Source organism: Psychrobacter sp. M17(2026) (assembly GCF_055699815.1).
Genome location: NZ_CM146741.1, coordinates 719,769 through 740,724, shown reverse-complemented (window position 1 = coordinate 740,724; position 20,956 = coordinate 719,769). Strand labels below are relative to the sequence as shown.

At 42.8% G+C, this 20,956-nt stretch carries 18 protein-coding genes; 6 read left to right on the top strand and 12 right to left on the bottom strand.

What is annotated here, in order from left to right:
- Window positions 1–103: 103 nt before the first annotated feature.
- Together ACR63T_RS03230 and ACR63T_RS03225 are read left to right on the top strand one after the other, a co-directional pair.
- On the top strand, window positions 104–1,717 hold the full coding sequence (locus ACR63T_RS03230; protein ID WP_472784750.1) for a DUF2254 domain-containing protein: 1,614 nt from the start codon (window positions 104–106) through the stop codon (window positions 1,715–1,717).
- A gap of 50 nt (window positions 1,718–1,767) precedes the next feature.
- Window positions 1,768–3,039: a cation:proton antiporter gene (locus ACR63T_RS03225; RefSeq protein ID WP_472784749.1), complete on the top strand. Its 1,272-nt coding sequence runs from the start codon at window positions 1,768–1,770 to the stop codon at window positions 3,037–3,039.
- 18 nt (window positions 3,040–3,057) lie between these two features.
- Here the strand turns inward: ACR63T_RS03225 and ACR63T_RS03220 are convergent, their stop codons facing one another.
- The 3 genes from ACR63T_RS03220 to ACR63T_RS03210 all read right to left on the bottom strand — a co-directional run bounded on the left by ACR63T_RS03220 (window position 3,058) and on the right by ACR63T_RS03210 (window position 5,929).
- Window positions 3,058–3,564 carry a DUF2127 domain-containing protein gene (locus ACR63T_RS03220; protein ID WP_472784748.1) on the bottom strand — a complete coding sequence of 169 codons (507 nt, stop codon included), beginning with the start codon at window positions 3,562–3,564 and terminating at the stop codon, window positions 3,058–3,060.
- On the bottom strand, window positions 3,557–4,738 hold the full coding sequence (locus ACR63T_RS03215) for a dihydroorotase (protein WP_201573720.1): 1,182 nt from the start codon (window positions 4,736–4,738) through the stop codon (window positions 3,557–3,559). The genes ACR63T_RS03220 and ACR63T_RS03215 overlap by 8 nt, the downstream gene beginning before the upstream one ends.
- A 108-nt stretch (window positions 4,739–4,846) precedes the next feature.
- Window positions 4,847–5,929, bottom strand: coding sequence for an aspartate carbamoyltransferase catalytic subunit (locus ACR63T_RS03210; RefSeq protein WP_201572191.1), 1,083 nt, complete (start codon window positions 5,927–5,929; stop codon window positions 4,847–4,849).
- A 441-nt stretch (window positions 5,930–6,370) separates the two neighbouring features.
- On the opposite strand from ACR63T_RS03210, the gene ACR63T_RS03205 reads away from it, so the two are divergent.
- Together ACR63T_RS03205 and ACR63T_RS03200 are read left to right on the top strand one after the other, a co-directional pair.
- The gene (locus tag ACR63T_RS03205) at window positions 6,371–7,354 is read left to right on the top strand and encodes a class 1 fructose-bisphosphatase (protein WP_201572189.1); all 984 of its coding nucleotides are present in this window, start codon (window positions 6,371–6,373) and stop codon (window positions 7,352–7,354) included.
- A 323-nt stretch (window positions 7,355–7,677) separates the two neighbouring features.
- The gene (locus ACR63T_RS03200) at window positions 7,678–8,481 is read left to right on the top strand and encodes a TrmH family RNA methyltransferase (RefSeq protein WP_472784747.1); all 804 of its coding nucleotides are present in this window, start codon (window positions 7,678–7,680) and stop codon (window positions 8,479–8,481) included.
- A 113-nt stretch (window positions 8,482–8,594) separates the two neighbouring features.
- Here ACR63T_RS03200 and ACR63T_RS03195 read toward each other — a convergent pair whose 3' ends face one another.
- From ACR63T_RS03195 to ACR63T_RS03160, 8 genes are all read right to left on the bottom strand, one after another.
- The gene (locus tag ACR63T_RS03195; protein ID WP_472784746.1) at window positions 8,595–9,527 is read right to left on the bottom strand and encodes an electron transfer flavoprotein subunit alpha/FixB family protein; all 933 of its coding nucleotides are present in this window, start codon (window positions 9,525–9,527) and stop codon (window positions 8,595–8,597) included.
- Window positions 9,528–9,590: 63 nt separating this feature from the next.
- Window positions 9,591–10,340: an electron transfer flavoprotein subunit beta/FixA family protein gene (locus ACR63T_RS03190; RefSeq protein WP_472784745.1), complete on the bottom strand. Its 750-nt coding sequence runs from the start codon at window positions 10,338–10,340 to the stop codon at window positions 9,591–9,593.
- A 374-nt stretch (window positions 10,341–10,714) separates the two neighbouring features.
- Window positions 10,715–11,311: a DUF421 domain-containing protein gene (locus ACR63T_RS03185; protein WP_305899675.1), complete on the bottom strand. Its 597-nt coding sequence runs from the start codon at window positions 11,309–11,311 to the stop codon at window positions 10,715–10,717.
- Between the two features lie 289 nt (window positions 11,312–11,600).
- A complete protein-coding gene (locus ACR63T_RS03180) occupies window positions 11,601–11,813 on the bottom strand; it encodes a cold-shock protein (protein ID WP_201572179.1) in 213 nt (70 codons plus the stop codon).
- A 308-nt stretch (window positions 11,814–12,121) separates the two neighbouring features.
- Window positions 12,122–12,547 (bottom strand): hypothetical protein, encoded by a 426-nt coding sequence (locus tag ACR63T_RS03175; protein ID WP_305899674.1) that lies wholly within the window; start codon window positions 12,545–12,547, stop codon window positions 12,122–12,124.
- 273 nt (window positions 12,548–12,820) lie between these two features.
- Window positions 12,821–13,837, bottom strand: a complete 1,017-nt coding sequence (gene ilvC / locus ACR63T_RS03170; protein ID WP_201572174.1) for a ketol-acid reductoisomerase — start codon at window positions 13,835–13,837, stop codon at window positions 12,821–12,823.
- Window positions 13,838–13,990: 153 nt separating this feature from the next.
- Entirely contained in the window at window positions 13,991–14,485 is a 495-nt protein-coding gene (gene ilvN / locus ACR63T_RS03165; RefSeq protein WP_201572172.1) for an acetolactate synthase small subunit, read from the bottom strand.
- The gene (locus ACR63T_RS03160) at window positions 14,485–16,197 is read right to left on the bottom strand and encodes an acetolactate synthase 3 large subunit (protein ID WP_201573718.1); all 1,713 of its coding nucleotides are present in this window, start codon (window positions 16,195–16,197) and stop codon (window positions 14,485–14,487) included. The genes ilvN and ACR63T_RS03160 overlap by 1 nt, the downstream gene beginning before the upstream one ends.
- 1,046 nt (window positions 16,198–17,243) lie before the next feature.
- Here ACR63T_RS03160 and ACR63T_RS03155 point away from each other — a divergent pair.
- A complete protein-coding gene (locus ACR63T_RS03155; protein ID WP_472784744.1) occupies window positions 17,244–17,747 on the top strand; it encodes a DUF4124 domain-containing protein in 504 nt (167 codons plus the stop codon).
- 56 nt (window positions 17,748–17,803) lie between these two features.
- Here ACR63T_RS03155 and ACR63T_RS03150 read toward each other — a convergent pair whose 3' ends face one another.
- On the bottom strand, window positions 17,804–19,594 hold the full coding sequence (locus ACR63T_RS03150) for an NAD(P)H-hydrate dehydratase (protein ID WP_472784743.1): 1,791 nt from the start codon (window positions 19,592–19,594) through the stop codon (window positions 17,804–17,806).
- A 179-nt stretch (window positions 19,595–19,773) separates the two neighbouring features.
- Here ACR63T_RS03150 and queG point away from each other — a divergent pair, with 179 nt between their 5' ends.
- Entirely contained in the window at window positions 19,774–20,949 is a 1,176-nt protein-coding gene (gene queG, locus ACR63T_RS03145; RefSeq protein ID WP_305899670.1) for a tRNA epoxyqueuosine(34) reductase QueG, read from the top strand.
- The last annotated feature ends 7 nt before the right edge of the window (window positions 20,950–20,956 follow it).

The following is a 20,956-nucleotide window of genomic DNA, read 5'->3' as shown; positions in this document are numbered from 1 at the left end:
TGATATTTACAGGGTTTAAATAGATCCATTATAAGCGTTTGGTTGAATCTTAAGCTTGATGCTCGTTTATATTACTGCTACCTCTAACTAGGAGCTTACGACAGTGCAAGAGAACTCTAAAAACAAGCTTTCTAAACGCATCTTGGATAGTCTTACGACATGGCCAAAAGATTTTCTTCATCTGCTATCGCTCGAGACTTTGACCAATTTGCCCGATCGTTTAAGAAACATCTGGCAAAAGCTGCTCGGCTCTTACTGGTTTATCCCTACTGCTTTGATTGTGTTAGGTATCCTCTTAGCACCTCTAATACTCTCTATTGATGAGCGCTTTGATAGGGAAATGGTACGAGATATTGGCTTTGCCTTTACTGGTGATGCTGATGCGGCACGCGCGATTATGACCTCGATTGCAGGGGCGGTATTAGGAGTAGCAGGTACTACTTTTTCGATTACTATTGCTGTACTATCTATGGCATCTTCGCAATTTGGCCCCAGGCTACTGCGTAACTTTTTGACAGATACACCCAATCAGTTTGTCTTAGGTATATTCTTAGGCACTTTTAGCTATAGCCTATTGGTACTCAAGTCCATCCATAAGTTTGACGTTGATTTTGGCGTGCCACAATTAGCCGTTACTTTTGCTATTATCTTAGCCATCATGTGTGCCTTACTATTGGTATATTTCGTACAGCATATGGTGCATGCTATTCAGGCATCTCACGTCATTGAGGGTGCGAGCAATGAAGCTATTAAGAATATTCATTATTGGTATAGTGATCATTGTGATATTCAGCATCAGCGCGATACAAAAGATAAAGATGTCGTGCAATATCTTGATTGGTCGGCAACGTCGATCTATGCCCCTACCGCAGGATATTTACATCAGATATATATAGAGACACTAACCGCCCTAGCCACTGACTATGGCGGCGTCATAAAGCTGCATACTAATCTTGGCGACTTTGTCACTGATCATAATATTATAGGATACTTTTATCAGCGTCCTGCCGATCACATAAGCTTCTTACAAAAAACCAAAACCTCACATCTGGCTGTCATGCCAAGAGCACCCGATGGCTTATTCTGGCAACGCTTTGCGGCGGGTATCGAGATCGAGCCTAGACTCTCTCATTCTGATGATATTGCCTACAGTTTAGGGCAAATGACTGAGATTGCCGTCCGTGCCCTATCCCCTGGTATTAACGATCCAAAAACGGCAGTGAACTGTGTACAGTCACTAACGACTTGTATCAGTGTAATGATGCGGCGCCAACCGCCCAGTCCTTATCATTTTTATGTATTGCCTCATGACAAGGATGTAGTCGATGTTGCTGCTGATAAGTTGCGAATAGCAACCTTAGCAGTGGTTACCAAAAATCCTAAGATTTCGGACTTTATCGATAGCTCTCTCGGTGAAATACGTCGCTACGCTACGGCAGACTTAATGGTGTTAAAAGCGCTATGCCAAGCTATTACAGACTTGAACTATGCGCGGGTCAATAGCGCACAGCGTCAAGCTTTACTGCATGAGCTGACTCTCATTGAGCGTGCAGGACGAGAAAACCTTGCCTATAATGAGTTGATGTTAGACTTGAAAGCCATGTGTGCTCAGGCTCGGCAGTTTATCCATGATGATAACGCCAAGCATCAATATTTTGAATACACTAGCGCCTTTAATGAGCATATTCGTAAAGCATTAGAGACTCAATCAAGCTAGCTTTCGCTTTATTACTTTTGAATCAATCAAGACCTATCAAAGAGCTTTTTATGACATCCGCAACCAGCCTAACTGTACTTGAAATCAGCGCTATATTTTTGTCAATCACAGCGCTTTTGACTTATGTTAATCATCGCTTTATTGGACTGCCAACCACCATTGGTGTGATGGTAATCTCTATCTTATTATCTATTGTAGCGATATTTTTGGGGTTTTTAGGATTTGATCAGTTGATTGATTATGAGATGAGCTTACTAGATCAGCTTGATTTTACTGAGGTTTTGCTCGATGGTATGCTCTCTATGCTATTATTTGCAGCCGCATTACACGTCAATGTTAGCGATTTGAGACGCTATAAGCTGCCTATTGGTATTTTAGCTTGCATCGGCACTATAGTGTCAGCGGTACTTATTGCAGCGGCTATCTATTATATGCTGCCCCTGTTTGGCTTTGAGCTATCCTTTATTTGGTGTTTACTATTTGGCGCTTTAATCTCACCGACTGACCCAATCGCGGTTATGGGTATTTTGGCCTCAGCAGGTGCTCCTAAGAGCATCGAGACCGTTATCGCTGGCGAGTCTTTATTTAACGACGGTATTGGCGTTGTTATCTTTGTATTATTACTAAGTATTTTATCGAGTGGCGATATTCCCACAGTCAACTATGTGGCGCATACGCTAGCCGTTGAAGCTGGCGGCGGTATCGTTTTTGGTCTAGTGCTCGGCGCTATTTTGTATTATATGCTCCAGAGTATTGATAGTTATCAAGAAGAGGTGCTGTTGACCTTAGCTGGCGTAATCGGCGGTTACGCGCTTGCCAGCCATTGGCATCTATCAGGGCCATTGGCTATGGTGATGATGGGACTAATGGTAGGTAATCGCGGTCGCGCCTTAGCGATGAGTGACAAAACTCGCCATTATATCGATCTGTTTTGGGAATTGATTGATGAGATATTAAATGCGATTTTATTTGTATTAATCGGTTTAGAGGTGGTGATGATTGCCTACTCTGGCAATCTATTTATAGCAGCAGGCTTGACGATTATTATCGCACTGTTGGCGCGATTTATCGTCGTCGGTACTACCACACGTACCTTTAGACATCAGCTTGAGCTACCTGTTGGCGCTTGGAAAGTTTTGACTTGGGGCGGATTGCGTGGTGGTATTTCAGTAGCGCTAGTATTACAGCTGCCAGCAGGTCGCGAGCGTGACATCCTATTGGCATTGACTTATGGGGTCGTTGTATTCTCTATACTGGTGCAAGGACTCAGTGTGGGCCGAGTGGCCAAAACCATCAGCCCTATTAAGGATGAGCAGTTATAGCATTGACAATAGGATACTTTAAATCAAACCTTTACGTTTCATATTGAGATAAACCACAATGACAATGGTAATATTTAATAGTAAGATACCCAACTTGAACCAGTCAAATGGACTTACTATTAAATAATAAAGCTCAATAGGAATAAATATCCCATAACCGATGACGCTGAACCAATAAGCCCATGTCTTATCTTGCCACAAGCCATAAGCTTCAATAAAACGCAAACTGATATAAACACAGATGAATATCAAGAACAGCGTCCAGTTTTCACTCGCTTTTTGCGCAAGCGTTACTGTGCTCTCTACTTGCGGCGCGAGCAGCTGACCAAAATACTGCTGCCAAGTCTCAGTAGCCGTTGCCAGCCATTGATCTAAATCCTTATGCCATAGACCTAATGCACCAGCGGCTATCAACGCACCAGCACCTTTGACGATCTCATAAATAGCGACAGCTTTTATAGACTCAGAAGACGCTTTAGCGGTAACAGGCGGTGACTTGGATTGGTACTGTGGCGCTTTAGCCAAAGAAAGTCTCCACAACGCGCCCTTGCAGACACTGATTATAGAATGGCGTGTTTTTACCATTAGAATGCATAGTATCGGAGGTGACTTGCCACTCCAGGTTAGGATTTACCACCACCGCACCGCCTGTAGTAGCATACTGCTCATCAATACCAGCGATACGTGCTGGGTTTAGACAAATCTTGTCCACCAGCTGCTCTCTACTTAGCACCTCATCACGTACTAATTGACAGGCTAACGCCATAAAGGTGTCAAAGTTGGAAATGCCTGGGGTACTCTCAGCGAATGGCGCTTTTTTGGCTGTGGCATTTAGCGGCTCGTGATGGCTACAGATAGCATCAATCGTACCGTCTTTGAGGCCTCGACGTAGTGCTTTTTGATCGGTGTTACTACGAAGCGGCGGCAATACGTACGCCATAGAGTTGAAGCCTTCTAGGTTATCATCTGTTAAATACAGCTGGTGCATCGCCACATCACAAGTGACTGGCAATCCTTTATTTTTTGCCCAGCGCATCAGCTCTACTGAAGACTTACAGGACAGTTGGCTAAAGTGCGCAGCGATGCCCGTTTCTTCGACCATCAACAACTGAGTAGATAAGGCGACCGTTTCTGCAATCCACGGGATGCCCTGCAAACCATGATAAGAGGCAATATAACCTTCATGAGCGACGCCATCACCCGACAAGCTTGGCTCATTAGGATAGAAAAATACTTTCATGCCAAAAGTTGCTGCGTACTCTAGGGTACGTAGTAATACCAAATCATTAGCAAAAGGTCGACGGGCATTAGAGACAGCAATACAGCCGCCTTTTTTGAGTCCAGCAATATTGGAAGGGTTTTCCCCTTTTAAACCTTCGGTCAATGCGCCTAAAATATGCAGATAAATCCCGCCATCGTCTAGTGCACGCTCACGCAGACCTTTTAATAATGAGCCATTTTCTAATATAGGATTGGTATCAGGTGGCGTTACCACATGCAAAAACCCATTAGCACGCGCCGCACGACCTTCAGACGCCAGCGTACCATGCTGCTGTAACCCAGGCTCACGCAAACGCGCGCACAGATCGACTAGTGGTGGTAATAGCCAAGTCTCACGCTCGTCGGTCAGTTTTGCTAATTGAGCGCTAGTCGTTTTTGACAATGCTTTTTTAAAGGCTTCTGGAAGTAAATCGTGCATCTTAGTATCTGAATTTGTAACGTTAGTCATGAGCGTTATTACCGTATCAATAAAGGGTGTAAATAAGAATAAAACAGCGTATCTACATACTAGCTATCCAAATATTAGCTATTTAGCACTTGATGAAAGCGCCTGATGAAAACGCTGTCCCTCCATAGCCATGGACAATACCGCCATACGAATGGCAACGCCATTACTGACTTGTCTAAGAATCACTGACTGCGGCCCGTCTGCCACACTAGAGGCGATCTCAACCCCGCGATTCATCGGTCCTGGATGCATAATCAAGGCATCAGGCTTAGCCAGTGCTACGCGCTCAGGAGTAATACCATATTGCTTATAATACTCGTTTGATGAAGCCAGTAGCGGCGAGCCAATACGCTCATTTTGTATTCTAAGCCCCATAATGACATCACAGTCTCGCACACAATCATTCATATCCTCATAAACAGTGACACCAAAACGTTCAATACCTTTAGGTAACAAGGTACGCGGTGCAATCACCCGAATATCTTTGACCCCAAGCGTTTGCAGCGCACTGATATCGGAGCGAGCAACACGCGAATGCTTCACATCACCAATGATAGCTACTGATAGCTCTTCGAATGGGCGCGGGGCTTCACGGTGAATAGTTAGCATATCGAGCATGCCTTGGGTAGGATGCGCATGCCAGCCATCACCGCCATTGATAATAGCAATATTTGGCGTCACCTCAGTCGCCATAAAGTGCGCCGCACCAGAGGCCGAATGACGCACGACAAAGATATCAGCAGTCATCGCCTGCAAGTTCCATAGCGTATCACGCAAGCTCTCACCTTTTTTGGCACTAGAGCTGGCAATATCGAGATTTAGCACATTCGCGCCGAGCCGCTTTTCTGCCACCTCAAACGTAGTACGTGTACGCGTTGAAGGCTCAAAAAACAGATTCATCACCGTACAGCCCTCTAGCTCAGGACGGTTGATCAATTGACCATTTTCATCAATAAAGGTTTCAGCCTTAGCAATGATCGCTTGCAATTGCGCCTTATTTAAGCCTTCTACTCCCAAAAAATGCCTTATACTACCATCGCTATTGAGCTGTGGTAGGCTCAGCGAAGTATTGAGCCGCTGATGAATAGTTTCTGGATCAAACTTGGCATGTTCAGAAGGTAATACCGTATTATTTACACGACTACTGTTAGAATTTGGCATAATGGCAAGTCTTTATTGTTGGTTTAGTTTAGGGCAATTGATGGCTCATACTATCGGCAATAAACAGCAAAACTACGCTCGAATTGTATCGAACCTGTTTTGCTAATAATTGCTAATGGACTTTATAAGCTTATCAATATTAGCTATAGTGTAGCTGATTTTACCGTACTGACAAAGATATAGTCGGAGTACTTTTAAACCGCTACGGTGTTGCCCACCCTAGATGTACTTATTGTACTATCTGCGATCGGTCGTCTTGTAGCAATTTTAAAACTCCTTGACCGTAGCGTAGCATCTCATTTGCACCCGTTAGGTGTATTAGATATATTGCCAGCGATCAGTCATTAATGATCACTCAATAACCTTATTCAGCTGACAGCACCTACCAAAACCATAGCGCTCATCAAAATTTTATTATAATCCTACTGACTAGGAAAGTTTATGACCACTTTGACTCAATATCTAAATAATCACTCGACTAATACTGCTGTGAACGAGACGATTGCTACTATTACTGAGGTCGGTAAAACGATTGCCCAACTCCTGCGACGCGGTGCATTAGCTGACATCTTAGGCGAGGCTGGTAATCAGAACGTGCAAGGCGAGGAGCAAAAAAAGCTCGATGTCCTAGCCAATGACTTACTATTAGACGCTTTAGCGAGTAACGCGCATTGTGCTGGGGTAGCCTCGGAGGAGTTGGACAACTCAACGCCTGCTCATACTGATGGTAGCTTGCTCGTGTTATTTGATCCTTTAGATGGCTCATCAAATATCGATATTAACATGGCAGTTGGCACTATCTTCTCAATCTTACCCTACCAGCGCCAAGGTCAAATCAGCGTAGACAAAGACTTTTTGCAAGCGGGTAATCAACAACTGGCAGCAGGTTATTTGCTGTATGGCACCTCCACTATGCTTGCGCTGACCATAGCAGACGATGTGGCTATGTTTAGCTTAGATCCTGATAGTGGCGACTATGTCCTTATTGAAGAAAAAATACAAATCGATGCTGATACCAGTGAGTATTCTATCAACAGCTCAAACTATCGCTATTGGCGTGCCCCTATGCAGCAATATATCGATGAGTTAATCGATGGCGAGGCAGGGGTTCGCGGACGCGACTTTAATACTCGCTGGGTCGCGGCTATGGTCGGTGACGTGCATCGTATCCTTTGTCGCGGTGGATTATTTACTTATCCCTTTGATACTAAATACGCGCACAAGGCAGGCAAGCTGCGTCTGATGTATGAAGCCAATCCGATGAGCTTACTGATTGAACGCGCAGGTGGCGGTGCAACGGATGCTGTTAATCGTATCTTAGATATCGAGCCTAACGATATCCATCAGCGTGTGCCTGTTGTACTTGGCAGCAAAAACGAAGTGGCTTATGTCAAAGACTTACATTTGCAACATGCGGCTAAATAGCCTTTTTGCTATTAGTCTCGGGGTCTGTTGAACATTCATAAATGAGCACTGCTGATAGCTAAAATGGTTCTAGTCTAAGTAAAGATCGCAGGTAATGCTTATTGTATTGGCTAGATTTTTATAACGAATAGAACAATTTTAGCATCAGCCTGCAAGGACAGGACTCTTTTTTGCCGATTCGTCATTAAAAAGATCCGCTTAGGATGCTAAACTAGATATTTTTAATCTAGAATCGCCTAAAAAATAGTCTCTGTCAGTGCCATGATCGAATGTTCAACAGACCCTAATCCCTTAAACTTGTTTTTATCATTATATGGTTCACTATGACAGCAGACCTACATCGACCTGACGATTTGATCACCTCTGATAAAAATCAAACCGTAAAGCTAGTCAAGGCTTTACTATCACAATCTCGCCAGCGTAATAAGCTGGCGCAAACGGTGCTTGAAGGGGTGCACTTATTGGATGCGGCGCTGGGTCATGGCTGTCGCTTTGCACAAATATTGGTTTCAGAATCAGCAAAATCGCATCCTGAAGTGCAGCAAGTACTTAATCGCCTAACCACAGATATCAGTATATTGACTCTATCAGACTCGTTATACAAGAGCATTCGTAGCTTAGGCTCAGGTATTGATATTATGGCGATCATTGATATACCAGCGCCCGTCTTGCCTGTTATTACGACCGACTGCTTAGTGCTAAATGATGTACAGGACAGTGGTAATGTTGGTACGTTATTGCGCACTGCTGCAGCGGTAGGTATCAGTACGGTGCTCTGTACTAATGCCACTGCACAGGCATGGTCACCAAAGACCTTACGGGCGGGCATGGGTGCGCAGTTTGCTTTGACTATTTATGAGGGCTTAAGCAGCCAAGATATCTTAGATAAAGTACGAGTGCCGCTACTAGCCACTAGCTCACATACGGATACGCTCATTTATCAGCATGATTTACATGCGCCTGTAGCGTGGATCATGGGACATGAAGGTCAAGGCGTTTGTGACGAGCTAATGCAATGCGCCACTCCTATTGCCCTACCCCAGCCTAATGGACAAGAGAGTCTTAATGTGGCGATTGCTGGCGCGCTTTGTCTTTATGAGACGCTACGACAACGGCAATATTCATAAAGTATTGGCCAAAAAACTAATTCTAAAAAAATCCCGCTATTAGTAATAGCGGGATTTTTATTTATAAGACGGTATAAAGCTCAGTAATTAAATTGAGCGATCATAATGAATAATTAAACTTTACTAGTCAGCTCAGGTAGCGCTTCAAATAGATCGGCTTCTAAGAAGTAATCCGCAACGCTTGCAATAGGTGAATCTGGATCATTATTGATAGCAACGATAACCTTAGAATCTTTCATACCAGCTAGATGCTGAATAGCACCTGAGATACCAGCGGCAATGTAAAGATCTGGGGCGATGATTTTGCCTGTTTGACCGACCTGCATATCGTTAGCGACGTAACCGGCATCGACTGCTGCGCGTGAAGCACCGATAGCGGCACCTAATTTGTCAGCGAGTGGCTCAATGTATTTGGTAAAGTTCTCACCATTCGCCAGCGCTCGACCACCAGATACCACAATAGATGCTGAAGTCAGCTCAGGACGATCAGATTTGGCCATCTCTTCAGACACAAAAGTAGCTTTATCAGACTGTTGTACATTATCGATAGCCTCAACAGTCGCTGAGCCACCCTCGCTTGCAGCAGGATCAAAAGCAGTCGCACGCACCGTGAGCACTACTTTATCTTCTGAAGTCTTGACCGTAGCTGTAGCATTACCTGCATAGATAGGACGCTCAAAGGTTTGTGCATCGACTACTTTGGTAATCTCTGACAACATACTTACATCCAGCAAGGCAGCTGCACGTGGCATAAAGCCTTTACCAGTAGTAGTAGCAGGCGCAAGAATATGGCTATAGTCGCCTGCGATATCAGCAACCAATAGCGCGATATTCTCAGCCAACTGATGCTCATACACGGCATTATCTGCGACTAGCACTTTGGTTACGCCTTCAACTTTTGCCGCTTCATCAGCCACAGCTTGGTTACCACTACCTGCAACTAATACATGAATATCGCCACCAATTTCTTTGGCAGCAGCGATCGTATTAAGCGTTGCCTTTTTTAGACTGGCATTGTCATGTTCTGCATATACTAAAACTGCCATGATTATTATCCTTTATTTATTCGTATTATCTTATAAGATTAGCCTATTCAACTAGCGGCTCAATTAAATGACTTTTGCTTCATTTTTAAGCTTATCTACTAGCTCATCTACTGATTTTACTGTAATACCAGCTTTACGCTCAGCAGGTGGCTCAACTTTGATGATTTGTTGCTTAGAGCTCATATCTACGCCAAAGTCAGCAGGAGTTTTCTCATCAAGCGGCTTTTTCTTAGCTTTCATAATGTTAGGCAATTTGGCATAACGTGGCTCATTCAAGCGTAAGTCGGTAGTGATTAGCGCAGGTAGCGATAAAGCTACGGTTTGCAAGCCGCCATCGACTTCACGGGTAACGTTTACTTTATCGCCGTCAACTTTGACCTCTGAGGCAAAAGTACCTTGACCAATACCCATCAACGCCGCCAGCATTTGACCCGTTTGGTTATTATCATCATCGATAGCTTGCTTACCTAAAAGAATGATATCAGTCGCTTCAGACTCAGCGATGCTCTTTAAGATTTTAGCCACTTGTAATGGATAAGGCTTATCATCTGTTTGAACCAATACGCCACGATCTGCACCAAGCGCTAATGCTGCACGAATCTGCTCTTGCGACTCTTTTGGACCAATAGATGCGACGATAATTTCATCAATGACACCGGCTTCTTTTAGACGAACCGCTTCTTCTACGGCAATCTCATCAAACGGGTTGATAGACATCTTAGTGTTGGATAAATCGACCGCTGAATGATCGGCTTTTACTCTTACCTTTACGTTATAATCGATAACGCGCTTGACCGCTACTAATGCTTTCATACGTTCCTCTTTTGTTATATATAAATGTAAATTTTGAATTAAAAAATAAATAAAAAGTCTTATGTTATAGACGTAAATTTATAATTAAGCTATTTAGCTCATTTTGTAATAACTAGTGGCTAATGATTTTTCTGACTGTGTTTACTAGACCTGACTATCTTGCGTGAGAGCATCTACAAGGTCAAGACGAGGCGGTGAATAATCGGTCATAAATTTATCACTGTTTTCAAACACAAGCTTTGTGAGCTACAAATATTCTTGAAAATTTCGATTATATCTTAGAAGTTATAGCCTTGTTTTATAAGTTATAACCTTGTTAATAACAATGGTAACCCTTTATAGCATCACTGTGCTTTAATTTGCTTAACGTTTTGTTATGTTTTAGAAAACACTTCAACATTGCTTTTTTGTTTGACGCCATTGTTATAAGCCGTCACTAAGATCTCGTTGTCACGAATATCATCAAACAACGACCAATCAGGGCTAATATCGCTAGTTTTTATCACGCTTATATTCGCTGTCGTTTCCATAATGACTGCAAATACCTCTGATTTAGATTTAATCCCATTTTGACGCAATATTTGTTTGATATCATTGGTGCTGAGCTTAGCTTCTTTTAGGTTATCCCAGAGGTACTCGCCATTAGACATCAAAATGATAGGCTGATTGTCTATCAAGGCTTTAAAAGGCTTAAACTTGCGTCTCATAATAGAGAGTAGCGCTTGCAGCATAAATAGCATGCCGATCGCAAATACGCCTTGTAATAGCGATGTAGATTTTGACAATACAGTAGACGCCAGAATACTACCAATACCGACGGTCATGGCCAAATCATAGCTGGACAGTTTTGAGAAACTTCGCAACCCAACGATGCGTGTGAACAATATTAAACAGAAATAAAACCCTATCACTGACAGCGCTATGCCAATGACTTGCTGCCAATCAATCAAGAACCAAGCTTGCCACTCCATAAAACCTTCCTATACCCTACCCTTGATTTAGTGCGTTTAAACATTTTTATTAATTATTAATTATAGAGGAGTTTGTTAGTCGGGCGTGTTGCTTTCTTTTGGTAATAATTTAACAAGACTTACAAATAGGGCGTGTTGTACAAAAATTTAGCACAAAAAAAGCAACCTCTTATTAGGTTGCTTTCGCGATACAGTCTAGACAATATTTTTGTTTTAACAAACAAAGTAATCTAACGTTTTAAAATTAATGCTAATAAATAGAGCGGATCATATTCAATAGCTATAAGAGTTAAAGGGCTTCGATTTGCTCAGCTTGTGGGCCTTTTTTGCCTTCACCTAAAACGAAAGATACTTTTTGGCCTTCGGCTAGAGTTTTGAAACCACCACCTTGGATAGCGCTATAATGAGCGAATACATCTTGGCCGCCATTATCTTGTGCGATAAAACCAAAACCTTTAGCTTCGTTAAACCACTTTACAGTACCTTCAACTTTATCTGACATAAATTTTCCTAACTCTTTAACGGTTGGCAAGACGTGTGTCATTACCGATTAATTGACAAATACTTATTCGATCTATTAGCAGAATGCTAAAACTAAATAACACTCTATCCCAATGATACAGTACTATTCCAGCCTTAAATCGCTTAAGTACCCTTGTAGTATAGCAGTTTTTATAATCAAAGATAGGCTAAATTAAACCGTTTTGTAAAAAATTTAAGACCAGTATTAGCATCATATTCTTAGATAATTCTGCCTGTTTTTAGGCCTATAATTTTCTCAATAGATCGCTTCTATATAGCAATCTAGCCTTAGTTTGGCAAAGGCAACCAAGGCGATGCCAGCACCAATGAGCACAAGGCAAAAAATATTAAAGCAAACGATTGGCTATAAGCGATGTACTTAGAAGGTACGACTAAATCTGCTGCTGAATCAGGTATGCCTTTGAGTTTGAGCAAGCGTGTGCCATAAATCCAACCAAACACAGTATAAATACCATAAGCGGCAGGAACGGCAGCGGCAAGTGGGGTTAAGTCAATAATATATAACATCACCACTGATACAAAAAACCAAGAGGTATCTAATAATGATGCGATTTGAAATAGCTTAGACTTGGGTAGCTTGCCATCATTACGCCTGAGCATCTCCCCTTCTATCCAAATCAGCACGGCAACTAGCGCACTAAAAGTAATATAAGCAAATTGCGGGGTCAGCCAGTCTGGAAAAGATATTTGCACAGTACAACCTATAGTCTAAAATGAGAAATAAAGAGTAACAAGAATGGTGAACTTGTAAATAGCCATTATTCAGCTACTTACTAATAAACGCAGCAAGGCTGTTTATATTAGGTAGCTCTTAGCAAATTTCAAGCGTTATCGTAATGACAGCTTGTATAATGCTCTTAGCTCTAATAATAGAGCCCACTAAAAAACCCATGCTATCAAGTTGACAACATGGGTTTAATCTTTACTAAATCAAAAAATCTACTGCTAAACTAAAGCGTTTTTGTCTTAGTTTTTGTCTTTATCGATGATTTTATTGCCACCGATCCAAGGCATCATGGCGCGTAATTTAGCACCAGTGATTTCGATTGGATGCTCAGCGTTGTTACGGCGACGAGCGGTCATTGAAGGATAGTTAGTAGCTCCTTCAGAGATGAACATTTTAGCGTATTCACCAGACTGGATACGCTTCAAGGCATTACGCATAGCTTCGCGTGATTGCTCATTGATAACCTCACAACCCGTCACGTATTCGCCATATTCAGCATTGTTACTGATTGAATAGTTCATGTCAGCGATACCGCCTTCATACATCAAATCAACAATGAGTTTTAGCTCATGCAAGCACTCAAAGTAAGCCATCTCTGGTGCATAGCCTGCTTCAGTTAACGTCTCAAAACCCATTTTGACAAGCTCTACAGCGCCACCACAAAGGACTGCTTGCTCACCAAATAGATCAGTTTCAGTCTCATCTTTAAAAGTAGTCTCAATAATACCTGAACGACCACCACCTACGCCTGCTGCGTAAGATAATGCTAACTGCTTGGCTTGACCCGACGCATCTTGATAAATCGCGATAAGATCAGGAATACCGCCACCTTTAGTGAACTCGTTACGTACGGTATGACCTGGCGCTTTTGGTGCAACCATAATCACGTCTAAGTCACTGCGTGGTACAACTTGATTATAGTGAATCGCAAAACCATGAGCAAAAGCAAGAGTCGCGCCATCTTTAATATTCGGCTCGATCTCGTTTTGGTATAGCTCTTTTTGGAACTCATCAGGCGTCAAGATCATTACGACGTCAGCCGCTTTTACCGCATCAGCAACTTCAGCAACTTTTAGGCCTGCGTTTTCAGCTTTTTTCCATGAGCCTGAATTAGCGCGTAGACCAACAGTTACGTCGACACCAGACTCTTGCAGGTTTAGCGCATGGGCATGACCCTGTGAGCCGTAACCAATGATAGCTACTTTTTTACCTTGGATAATAGATAAATCACAATCTTTGTCATAAAAAACGTTCATAGGTAGAGTCCTTTTCCTCAATCATGGAGAGCCATGGATAGTAAAATATTTATAACGCACCTTTTTTATAGACAGTTTCTATAAAAAAGGTGCGTTATAAGCGTTAAGTTAGTTTATAAATATGAATGTCTAGCATATGTTAGACGCTCAGTATCAAATGCTGAGTGTTTTTTCACCGCGAGCGATACCAATGACGCCTGAGCGTACCACTTCTAGAATACGCTCACGACCTAGAACATCAATAAAGCCGTCAAGCTTAGCAGCATCACCAGCGATTTGAATCGTATAGATATTAGCATTAACATCGACGATTTGCGCCCGGAAAATATCGGCATTACGCTTGATCTCTTCACGAACATTACCAGTGGCGCGTACTTTTATGAGCATCAGCTCGCGCTCAACATGTACGGTATCTGATAGATTAAGCACTTTGACCACTTCTATCAACTTATGCAGCTGTTTGGTAATTTGCTCAATCTTTTCAGGCGAAGTAATAGTCGTCAAAGTCAAACGAGAAATACTGGGATCGTCTGTCGGTGCGACGTTTAGAGTCTCAATATTGTAGCCGCGTTGAGAGAACAGTCCTACCACTCGCGACAACGAGCCTGCTTCGTTTTCCATCAATACCGAAATCAGATGTTGTTGCATTAGGTGCGCTCTCCTTTGGTTAACCACATATCACGCATAGTTTGTCCCGCAATTTGCATCGGATAAACATGCTCATTACGATCGACATAAACATCAATAAATACTAGTTTGTCCTTTATTGCCATAGCTTCGGCGATCTGAGCTTCCATAGTCTGAGGATCAGTAATTTTGATACCGACATGACCGTAGCTTTCAGCTAATTTGACAAAATCTGGTAGTGAATTCATATAAGACTGCGCATGACGCGCCTCATAGAGCATATCCTGCCACTGCTTTACCATGCCGAGCTGCGCGTTATTGATATTCAATATCTTAACAGGCAGATTATATTGCAGACAAGTCGATAGCTCTTGAATATTCATCTGAATAGAGCCCTCGCCTGTGATACAGACCACATCACGATCAGGACAAGCTAGTTTGGCCGCCATAGCATAGGGCAAACCGACGCCCATCGTACCAAGACCACCTGAGTTTAGCCACTGGCGTGGCTCTCTGTAGGTATAATAAAGTGCAGCAAACATCTGATGCTGACCGACATCACTAGTAATAATAGCGTTACCATTGGTCACTCTACAAAGCGCTTCTACAACGCTTTGCGGTTTAATCCCGTTCTCAGTGCTAGTGTCATAACGCAAGCCATGACGTTTGCGCCATTCATTAATCTGCGACCACCAATCCGTTAATGCGGGCTGATCAAGCTCTTTATCAGTGCCAATGATCTCTAACATATCAGTCAATACTGATTTGACATCGCCAACGATAGGCACGTGAGCAAAGATCGTTTTTGAGATTGAAGTGGGGTCGATATCGATATGAATAATAGTTGCATTGGGACAGAATTTTTTGACATTGTTAGTGACGCGATCATCAAAACGCGCCCCTACAGCCAAAATAACATCTGCGTGATGCATACTCATGTTGGCCTCATAAGTGCCATGCATACCTAGCATACCCAAGAACTGCTCATCAAAACCATCAAAAGCGCCTAGACCCATCAAAGTATTAGTCACTGGCAAGTTTAAACGATGGGCGATATCTCGCAGCTCCTCATGAGCATTACTCCAGATAACACCGCCACCTGAGTAGACTACTGGCCGCTTAGCAGCTAATAAGGTCTCGACGGCCTTTTTGATCTGGCCACTATGACCTTTTATAGAAGGCTGATACGAGCGGACAAACACTTCGCTTGGATACTCATAAACGTACTTTTCGCTAGGCGCGGTCATGTCTTTAGGGATATCGATAACAACAGGACCTGGACGACCAGACTTGGCAATATGAAAAGCTTTTTTGACGATCATTGGAATTTCGCTGGCATGACGCACCTGAAAGCTATGCTTGACGATAGGACGTGAGACACCGATCATGTCAGTCTCTTGAAACGCATCTTCGCCAATTAAACTACTAGGTACCTGCCCAGCTAGGACAACCATAGGCACCGAGTCCATAAAGGCAGTTGCGATAGCCGTAACCGTATTAGTTGCCCCAGGACCAGAAGTTGCAAGTACCACACCCGTATTACCAGTGACACGCGAGTAAGCATCAGCCATATGGCCTGCAGCTTGCTCATGGCGCACTAAGATATGCTCGATGTTGTCTTGCTGAAATAGCGCATCATAGATATGAAGGACCGCGCCGCCGGGATAACCAAAGATGTATTTGACACCTTCATCGGTTAGCGACTGTACTAGCATCTCAGCACCAGACATCATTACAGGAGCATGACCTTCCTCGGCAAGTTGCTCTTGCTTTTCAGGAAAGTGCTTGGCGGCATGAGCTGCTTGTCTATGTCCAGTCATGTTTGGACTTTGGGTCGTTTGCGTCGCTTGTGTCATTATCATCACCTTTTTTTTCGGCATAGTTGACATAGATAGACAGGCATGGTTTTTCAGTACTTTCACTAGTCCGTCATTATTAATTGCTAGATGAATACCTAGAAAGCTTACTCGTCGTTGTCCATATAAGAATAGGTTCTCGCTAGGCACCAGTAGAAGGCTATTAAAAATGAATAGCTCATTATCTGCTAATAAACCACAGCGAATTTACGGTCAGCTTTGTAATGGAAGATTTCGGATACAGCGACTAGATGCGAGTGCACCTATAATAGAGTCTTATTATCAGCTTAATATCTTTTAATACCCTAAAAACTAATGACCTAATAATAGTATAAAATTTGCGATCCAATTTAAAACTTTAACCAAAAGGTTATAGTCTTAAAACAAGTATATGCAAAATTATATATCGTTAGCCCTATTATGTTTTTGTGCTTGCGCTATATAGACATCAGCAAACATCTCAAAATAAGGTATAAAACATGTCAATAATAAGTTTATCTTAGTCATTGTAGACCGATAAGTCCGCTGACAAATAGCACTAATAGTCAGCCATCGTGATGACTGCTGTTGTATTAGAGTACTGTCACAAAGAAAACGAAATCTATTAAATCACCGATAAGTCATCTAATAATTATTGTCTTCAAGTGTTACGGCAAAATATAAATGCCGCTCACTGACCAACCAACTGCCAATATTTTCAAGGTTTTAGCCACTATTGTCAAGAAAAACTTATAATAGGGTCTGCCAACTAAAAGTTATTTAATAAGCATTGCTAACTGTTATTTGCTAAAATTAAGCGCTATAGTATTGCTATCAGCAGTGCCTTCTTATGAATGTTCAACAGACCCTATATTTTTTTGACCAATAAATGGCTATGATATTAACCTATAGCACTTTTACTTTTAATTGACAGGATAGCTATTATGGCACAAGTATCTATGACGAATAACACGGCAAAACCAGTAGGCTTAATAGCGCTATGTCTAGTAGCAGTGAGTCTATGGGCGCTATCAATCAGCGATAGTTATGCGGTGCAAGTCTATAAATCTATTGGGGCTCACGGCGAAGTAAAATACAGCCAGCATCAGCCAAGAGATAATAATAACTTTGATCTCATTGAGTTTCGTAGTGATGGTCGCCAAAATAATGCAGGTCAAATGGCAGGTAGAACGCAAGCCAATCAAAACGAGCCAACCCAAAGCGCTGAAGATCAGCGGGTAGCCCAGCTAGAGGCTCGTATTAAAGATCAAGAAGCACAGGCTAATGCTCAGCGCTGTCAATCTCTACGTAATAACTTGACCAACCTCAATGTCGGTGGTCGTATCTATGAGATGGATGCTAGTGGCAAACGCCAATATCTTGATAGTCGTGAAATTGAGCTAAAAAGTGAGCGCGTGCAAAAAGCAATCAGCCAATATTGTAGCTAATTGACAGCTCAGATAATCTTATAGCTATATTTAGCTCCTGTTATGCTCAGTGCTAATCATTCTGTAACCAAATCTATCACCTGACGGATAGCCGCAGGCATATCTTGTGCCTGCAAGCCGCGCTGTCCTATCAGCGTTTTTGGCTTGTTACTTGTAATAGTATTCGCATCACAATATAAAAAGGTGCTAATAGGATAAGTCAATTGGTTTGTTAATAAGTCGCCTGCCAGCCCATGAATAAGCACTGCTTGCGACAAGCTACGCATTGCCTCTGTCAGATCTTGCTGTGCTAATAGTCCAGCGGTTACCCCAGATAGTACATCACCCATCCCAGCCGTTGCCATACCTGCATTACCAACAGCGCAAACGTAGATTTGAGTTGGTTTATTTGGCAACTGCTCCAGTACCAGCGACCCTGCTCCTTTCAACACCCAATCACCGCCATAAGTTGTGGCGCATTGCTTGATAGCAGTCAGTCGATCATTCTCTATCGCTGAAATCTGTTTATCTAATAATCTAGCTGCCTCACCACTGTGTGGGGTCAAACAGACTCGCTGAGTTGAGCTATATGTTTTTAGATCTCTGACTAGTTGATGACCATCAGCTTGCAGGGACGCTAGATGATACAGACCATCGGCATCGATAATTAGGGCGCAACCTTGTTGTATCACAGCTTGTACATAGCTAACAAACAGTGCTTTGGCTTGATCATCACGACCCAGCCCCATGCCAATGGCGACAACGCTAGCCTCTTTAATTAAACGGTTGACCCCATCTTGATCATGCAAATCAATAGTCATAGCGTCTGGTTGCGAGCTTAGCACTGCCCCGTGAAAAGCCTTGTGACAAGCTACTGTTATTTTGCCCGCACCAGTCGCCATCGCACTAGCAGAGGCGAGTATTGCCGCACCGCCCATCCCTTGTGAGCCATTTATTTGATTACCACCAATAATTAACACATGACCATAGCTGCCTTTATAGCTGTTATTATGCCGCGCTGCCAAACTTTGGGCAGTGCTAAGTAATGTAGCAGCGGGCTCAACTGGTTCAAAAGGTATCAAAGGGATATCAATGACCATACCTGCATAGTCGCTACCATCTTTGGTATGTAAGCCAAATTTGCGAGCGATCAAACACAGTGTTATGTCCGCTTGGACGGCTGATTGCTTGAATACTTGTCCCGTTGAAGCTACTAGGCCGCTGGGAATATCGACTGCAACTATTAACTTTTGGCTATAACTCTCATTAGTACTAGCAGCTTTATTAAAAGTCTCAATAGCTTGTTGATAAATACCCGTGGGCGCGCGATCAAGACCAATACCGAATAGCGCGTCGATATAAATATCCGCTTGCAAGTGATCCATACTCTTAGAGCTCTCATCGTATTGGTCTTCGAAGCTTTGATGAGGTACGTTAGCATCTATGGCTATTTGTTTAGCTTTTGCTGCATCGGTTAAGTCTTTATCTTTATCAAACCCAATATTATTATTAATACCGACAGTTATAACTTCCACTCGCCAGCCTGCCTGCTGTAGGTAATAAGCAATCAACCAGCCATCACCGCCATTATTACCGCAACCGACCCAAATACTAGCAGTCGGTTGCTTATCGTTGCGCTTCAATAAAGTACTACTTTGCGCTAACGTCGCTTTTAGATGATTATGGTTTTGTGCTGCTAATTGCACAATGTGCTGAGTCATCTGCCAAGCGGCTTGTTGCATAAGAGCAAAACTATGATAGCCCTGTGCAAACCATGCTTGTTCTATCGAGTAGACTTGCTCACTGGTGTATAACTCAACAGGTAGCATGCTCGACATAGCCGCCGATAAATATTTTTTACTGCGCATAACTCGTCCTTTATATTTTTATCATTCTTGTCATCATCCTAACAAAAGCTTAGACGGCTTGCTATAGATAGACGGATTACCATAGAGGGTCAATAGCTATTTATTAGCTGTTATAATGACTGGTATCGTCCTATTTATACAACTATTCTAACAATCACGTTATTAGCTAACCGACCTTTATGACTAAAATATTATCAACAGCGACTACGGCCGGCAACATAACCGTACTAAATCCAAGCTCTTTTGCAAGCGCTCAAGACGTCAAGCTGTGGATCAAAGCGCAAGCACAAGCTTTGGGTTTCGCTGACTGCGGATTTTTATCGGTACATCATCCTTTATTTCAGCAGCAAATAGTCCAATTGCAAAAGTGGCTTGCTAAAGGCTATGAAGGTCAATTGCAGTTTATGCATAACAATCATGAGCTACGGGCCAATCCTGACAAATTAGTAGCTGGTGCCAAAACTATCATTAGCGTACGCATGGATTACTTAACCCAAGCACCAAAGCCGCGCACGGTTGAAGATGACAGTAGACCCAACCATGGCATTATCGCCCGTTATGCCCGTGGTCGCGACTATCACAAAACCATGCGTGGTCGGCTCAAACAATTGGCTTTATTGATAGAATCTAAGCTACCTGAGTGGCAAAACTTGAATATTGGTGCTGAAACTGATTTTGTCTTTCGACCCTTCAGTGACTCCGCGCCGATTTTTGAGCGGCCCATAGCGGACGCAGCAGGACTCGGCTGGACGGGCAAACATACCTTGCTGCTTAATAAACAAGCAGGCTCGTTCTTTGTATTAGGTGAGCTATTTATCAGCCTTGAGTTGCCTGATGATAAGCCTGTCGAGGCGCACTGTGGTAGCTGTAGCGCTTGTATTGATATTTGCCCAACTCAGGCTATTGTTGCGCCACACGAGCTTAATGCAGCCGCTTGCATCTCTTATTTAACTATAGAGCATGAAGGCGTCATTGATCTTAAGTATCGACGTGCTATTGGTAATCGCGTGTTTGGCTGTGATGATTGTCAACTAATATGCCCGTGGAATCGCTACGCGCAGCTGACCGCAGTCGATGACTTTGCCCCTAGGCATAAGCTCGATGAAAGTAGTTTGATTGAGCTATGGCGTTGGACTGAGACCGAATTTTTAAGATTTACTGAAGGCAGTCCGTTAAGGCGTACGGGCTATGTTAATTTTTTGCGCAATATCTCAATTGGTTTAGGCAATGCTAATGCTAGCTTGATGAACATCGAACACTTACAATCTAAATTGAATCTGCATAACGAGATATTAGATGAGCATATTGATTGGGCAATTGAAGAGCAAAAACGCAAACTTAATCATGTTAAATAGCGATTAA

What these genes read in the sequence shown, in the direction of transcription:
- ACR63T_RS03215 (WP_201573720.1), bottom strand. Translation starts at nt 4,738, where the DNA reads ATGCACGATTTACTTCCAGAAGCCTTTAAAAAAGCATTGTCAAAAACG.
- ACR63T_RS03195 (WP_472784746.1), bottom strand. Translation starts at nt 9,527, where the DNA reads ATGGCAGTTTTAGTATATGCAGAACATGACAATGCCAGTCTAAAAAAG.
- ACR63T_RS03160 (WP_201573718.1), bottom strand. Translation starts at nt 16,197, where the DNA reads ATGATGTCTGGTGCTGAGATGCTAGTACAGTCGCTAACCGATGAAGGT.
- queG (WP_305899670.1), top strand. Translation starts at nt 19,774, where the DNA reads ATGACTAAAATATTATCAACAGCGACTACGGCCGGCAACATAACCGTA.
- ACR63T_RS03205 (WP_201572189.1), top strand. Translation starts at nt 6,371, where the DNA reads ATGACCACTTTGACTCAATATCTAAATAATCACTCGACTAATACTGCT.
- ACR63T_RS03150 (WP_472784743.1), bottom strand. Translation starts at nt 19,594, where the DNA reads ATGCGCAGTAAAAAATATTTATCGGCGGCTATGTCGAGCATGCTACCT.
- ACR63T_RS03155 (WP_472784744.1), top strand. Translation starts at nt 17,244, where the DNA reads ATGGCACAAGTATCTATGACGAATAACACGGCAAAACCAGTAGGCTTA.
- ACR63T_RS03180 (WP_201572179.1), bottom strand. Translation starts at nt 11,813, where the DNA reads ATGTCAGATAAAGTTGAAGGTACTGTAAAGTGGTTTAACGAAGCTAAA.
- ACR63T_RS03200 (WP_472784747.1), top strand. Translation starts at nt 7,678, where the DNA reads ATGACAGCAGACCTACATCGACCTGACGATTTGATCACCTCTGATAAA.
- ilvC (WP_201572174.1), bottom strand. Translation starts at nt 13,837, where the DNA reads ATGAACGTTTTTTATGACAAAGATTGTGATTTATCTATTATCCAAGGT.
- ACR63T_RS03190 (WP_472784745.1), bottom strand. Translation starts at nt 10,340, where the DNA reads ATGAAAGCATTAGTAGCGGTCAAGCGCGTTATCGATTATAACGTAAAG.
- ilvN (WP_201572172.1), bottom strand. Translation starts at nt 14,485, where the DNA reads ATGCAACAACATCTGATTTCGGTATTGATGGAAAACGAAGCAGGCTCG.
- ACR63T_RS03225 (WP_472784749.1), top strand. Translation starts at nt 1,768, where the DNA reads ATGACATCCGCAACCAGCCTAACTGTACTTGAAATCAGCGCTATATTT.
- ACR63T_RS03185 (WP_305899675.1), bottom strand. Translation starts at nt 11,311, where the DNA reads ATGGAGTGGCAAGCTTGGTTCTTGATTGATTGGCAGCAAGTCATTGGC.
- ACR63T_RS03210 (WP_201572191.1), bottom strand. Translation starts at nt 5,929, where the DNA reads ATGCCAAATTCTAACAGTAGTCGTGTAAATAATACGGTATTACCTTCT.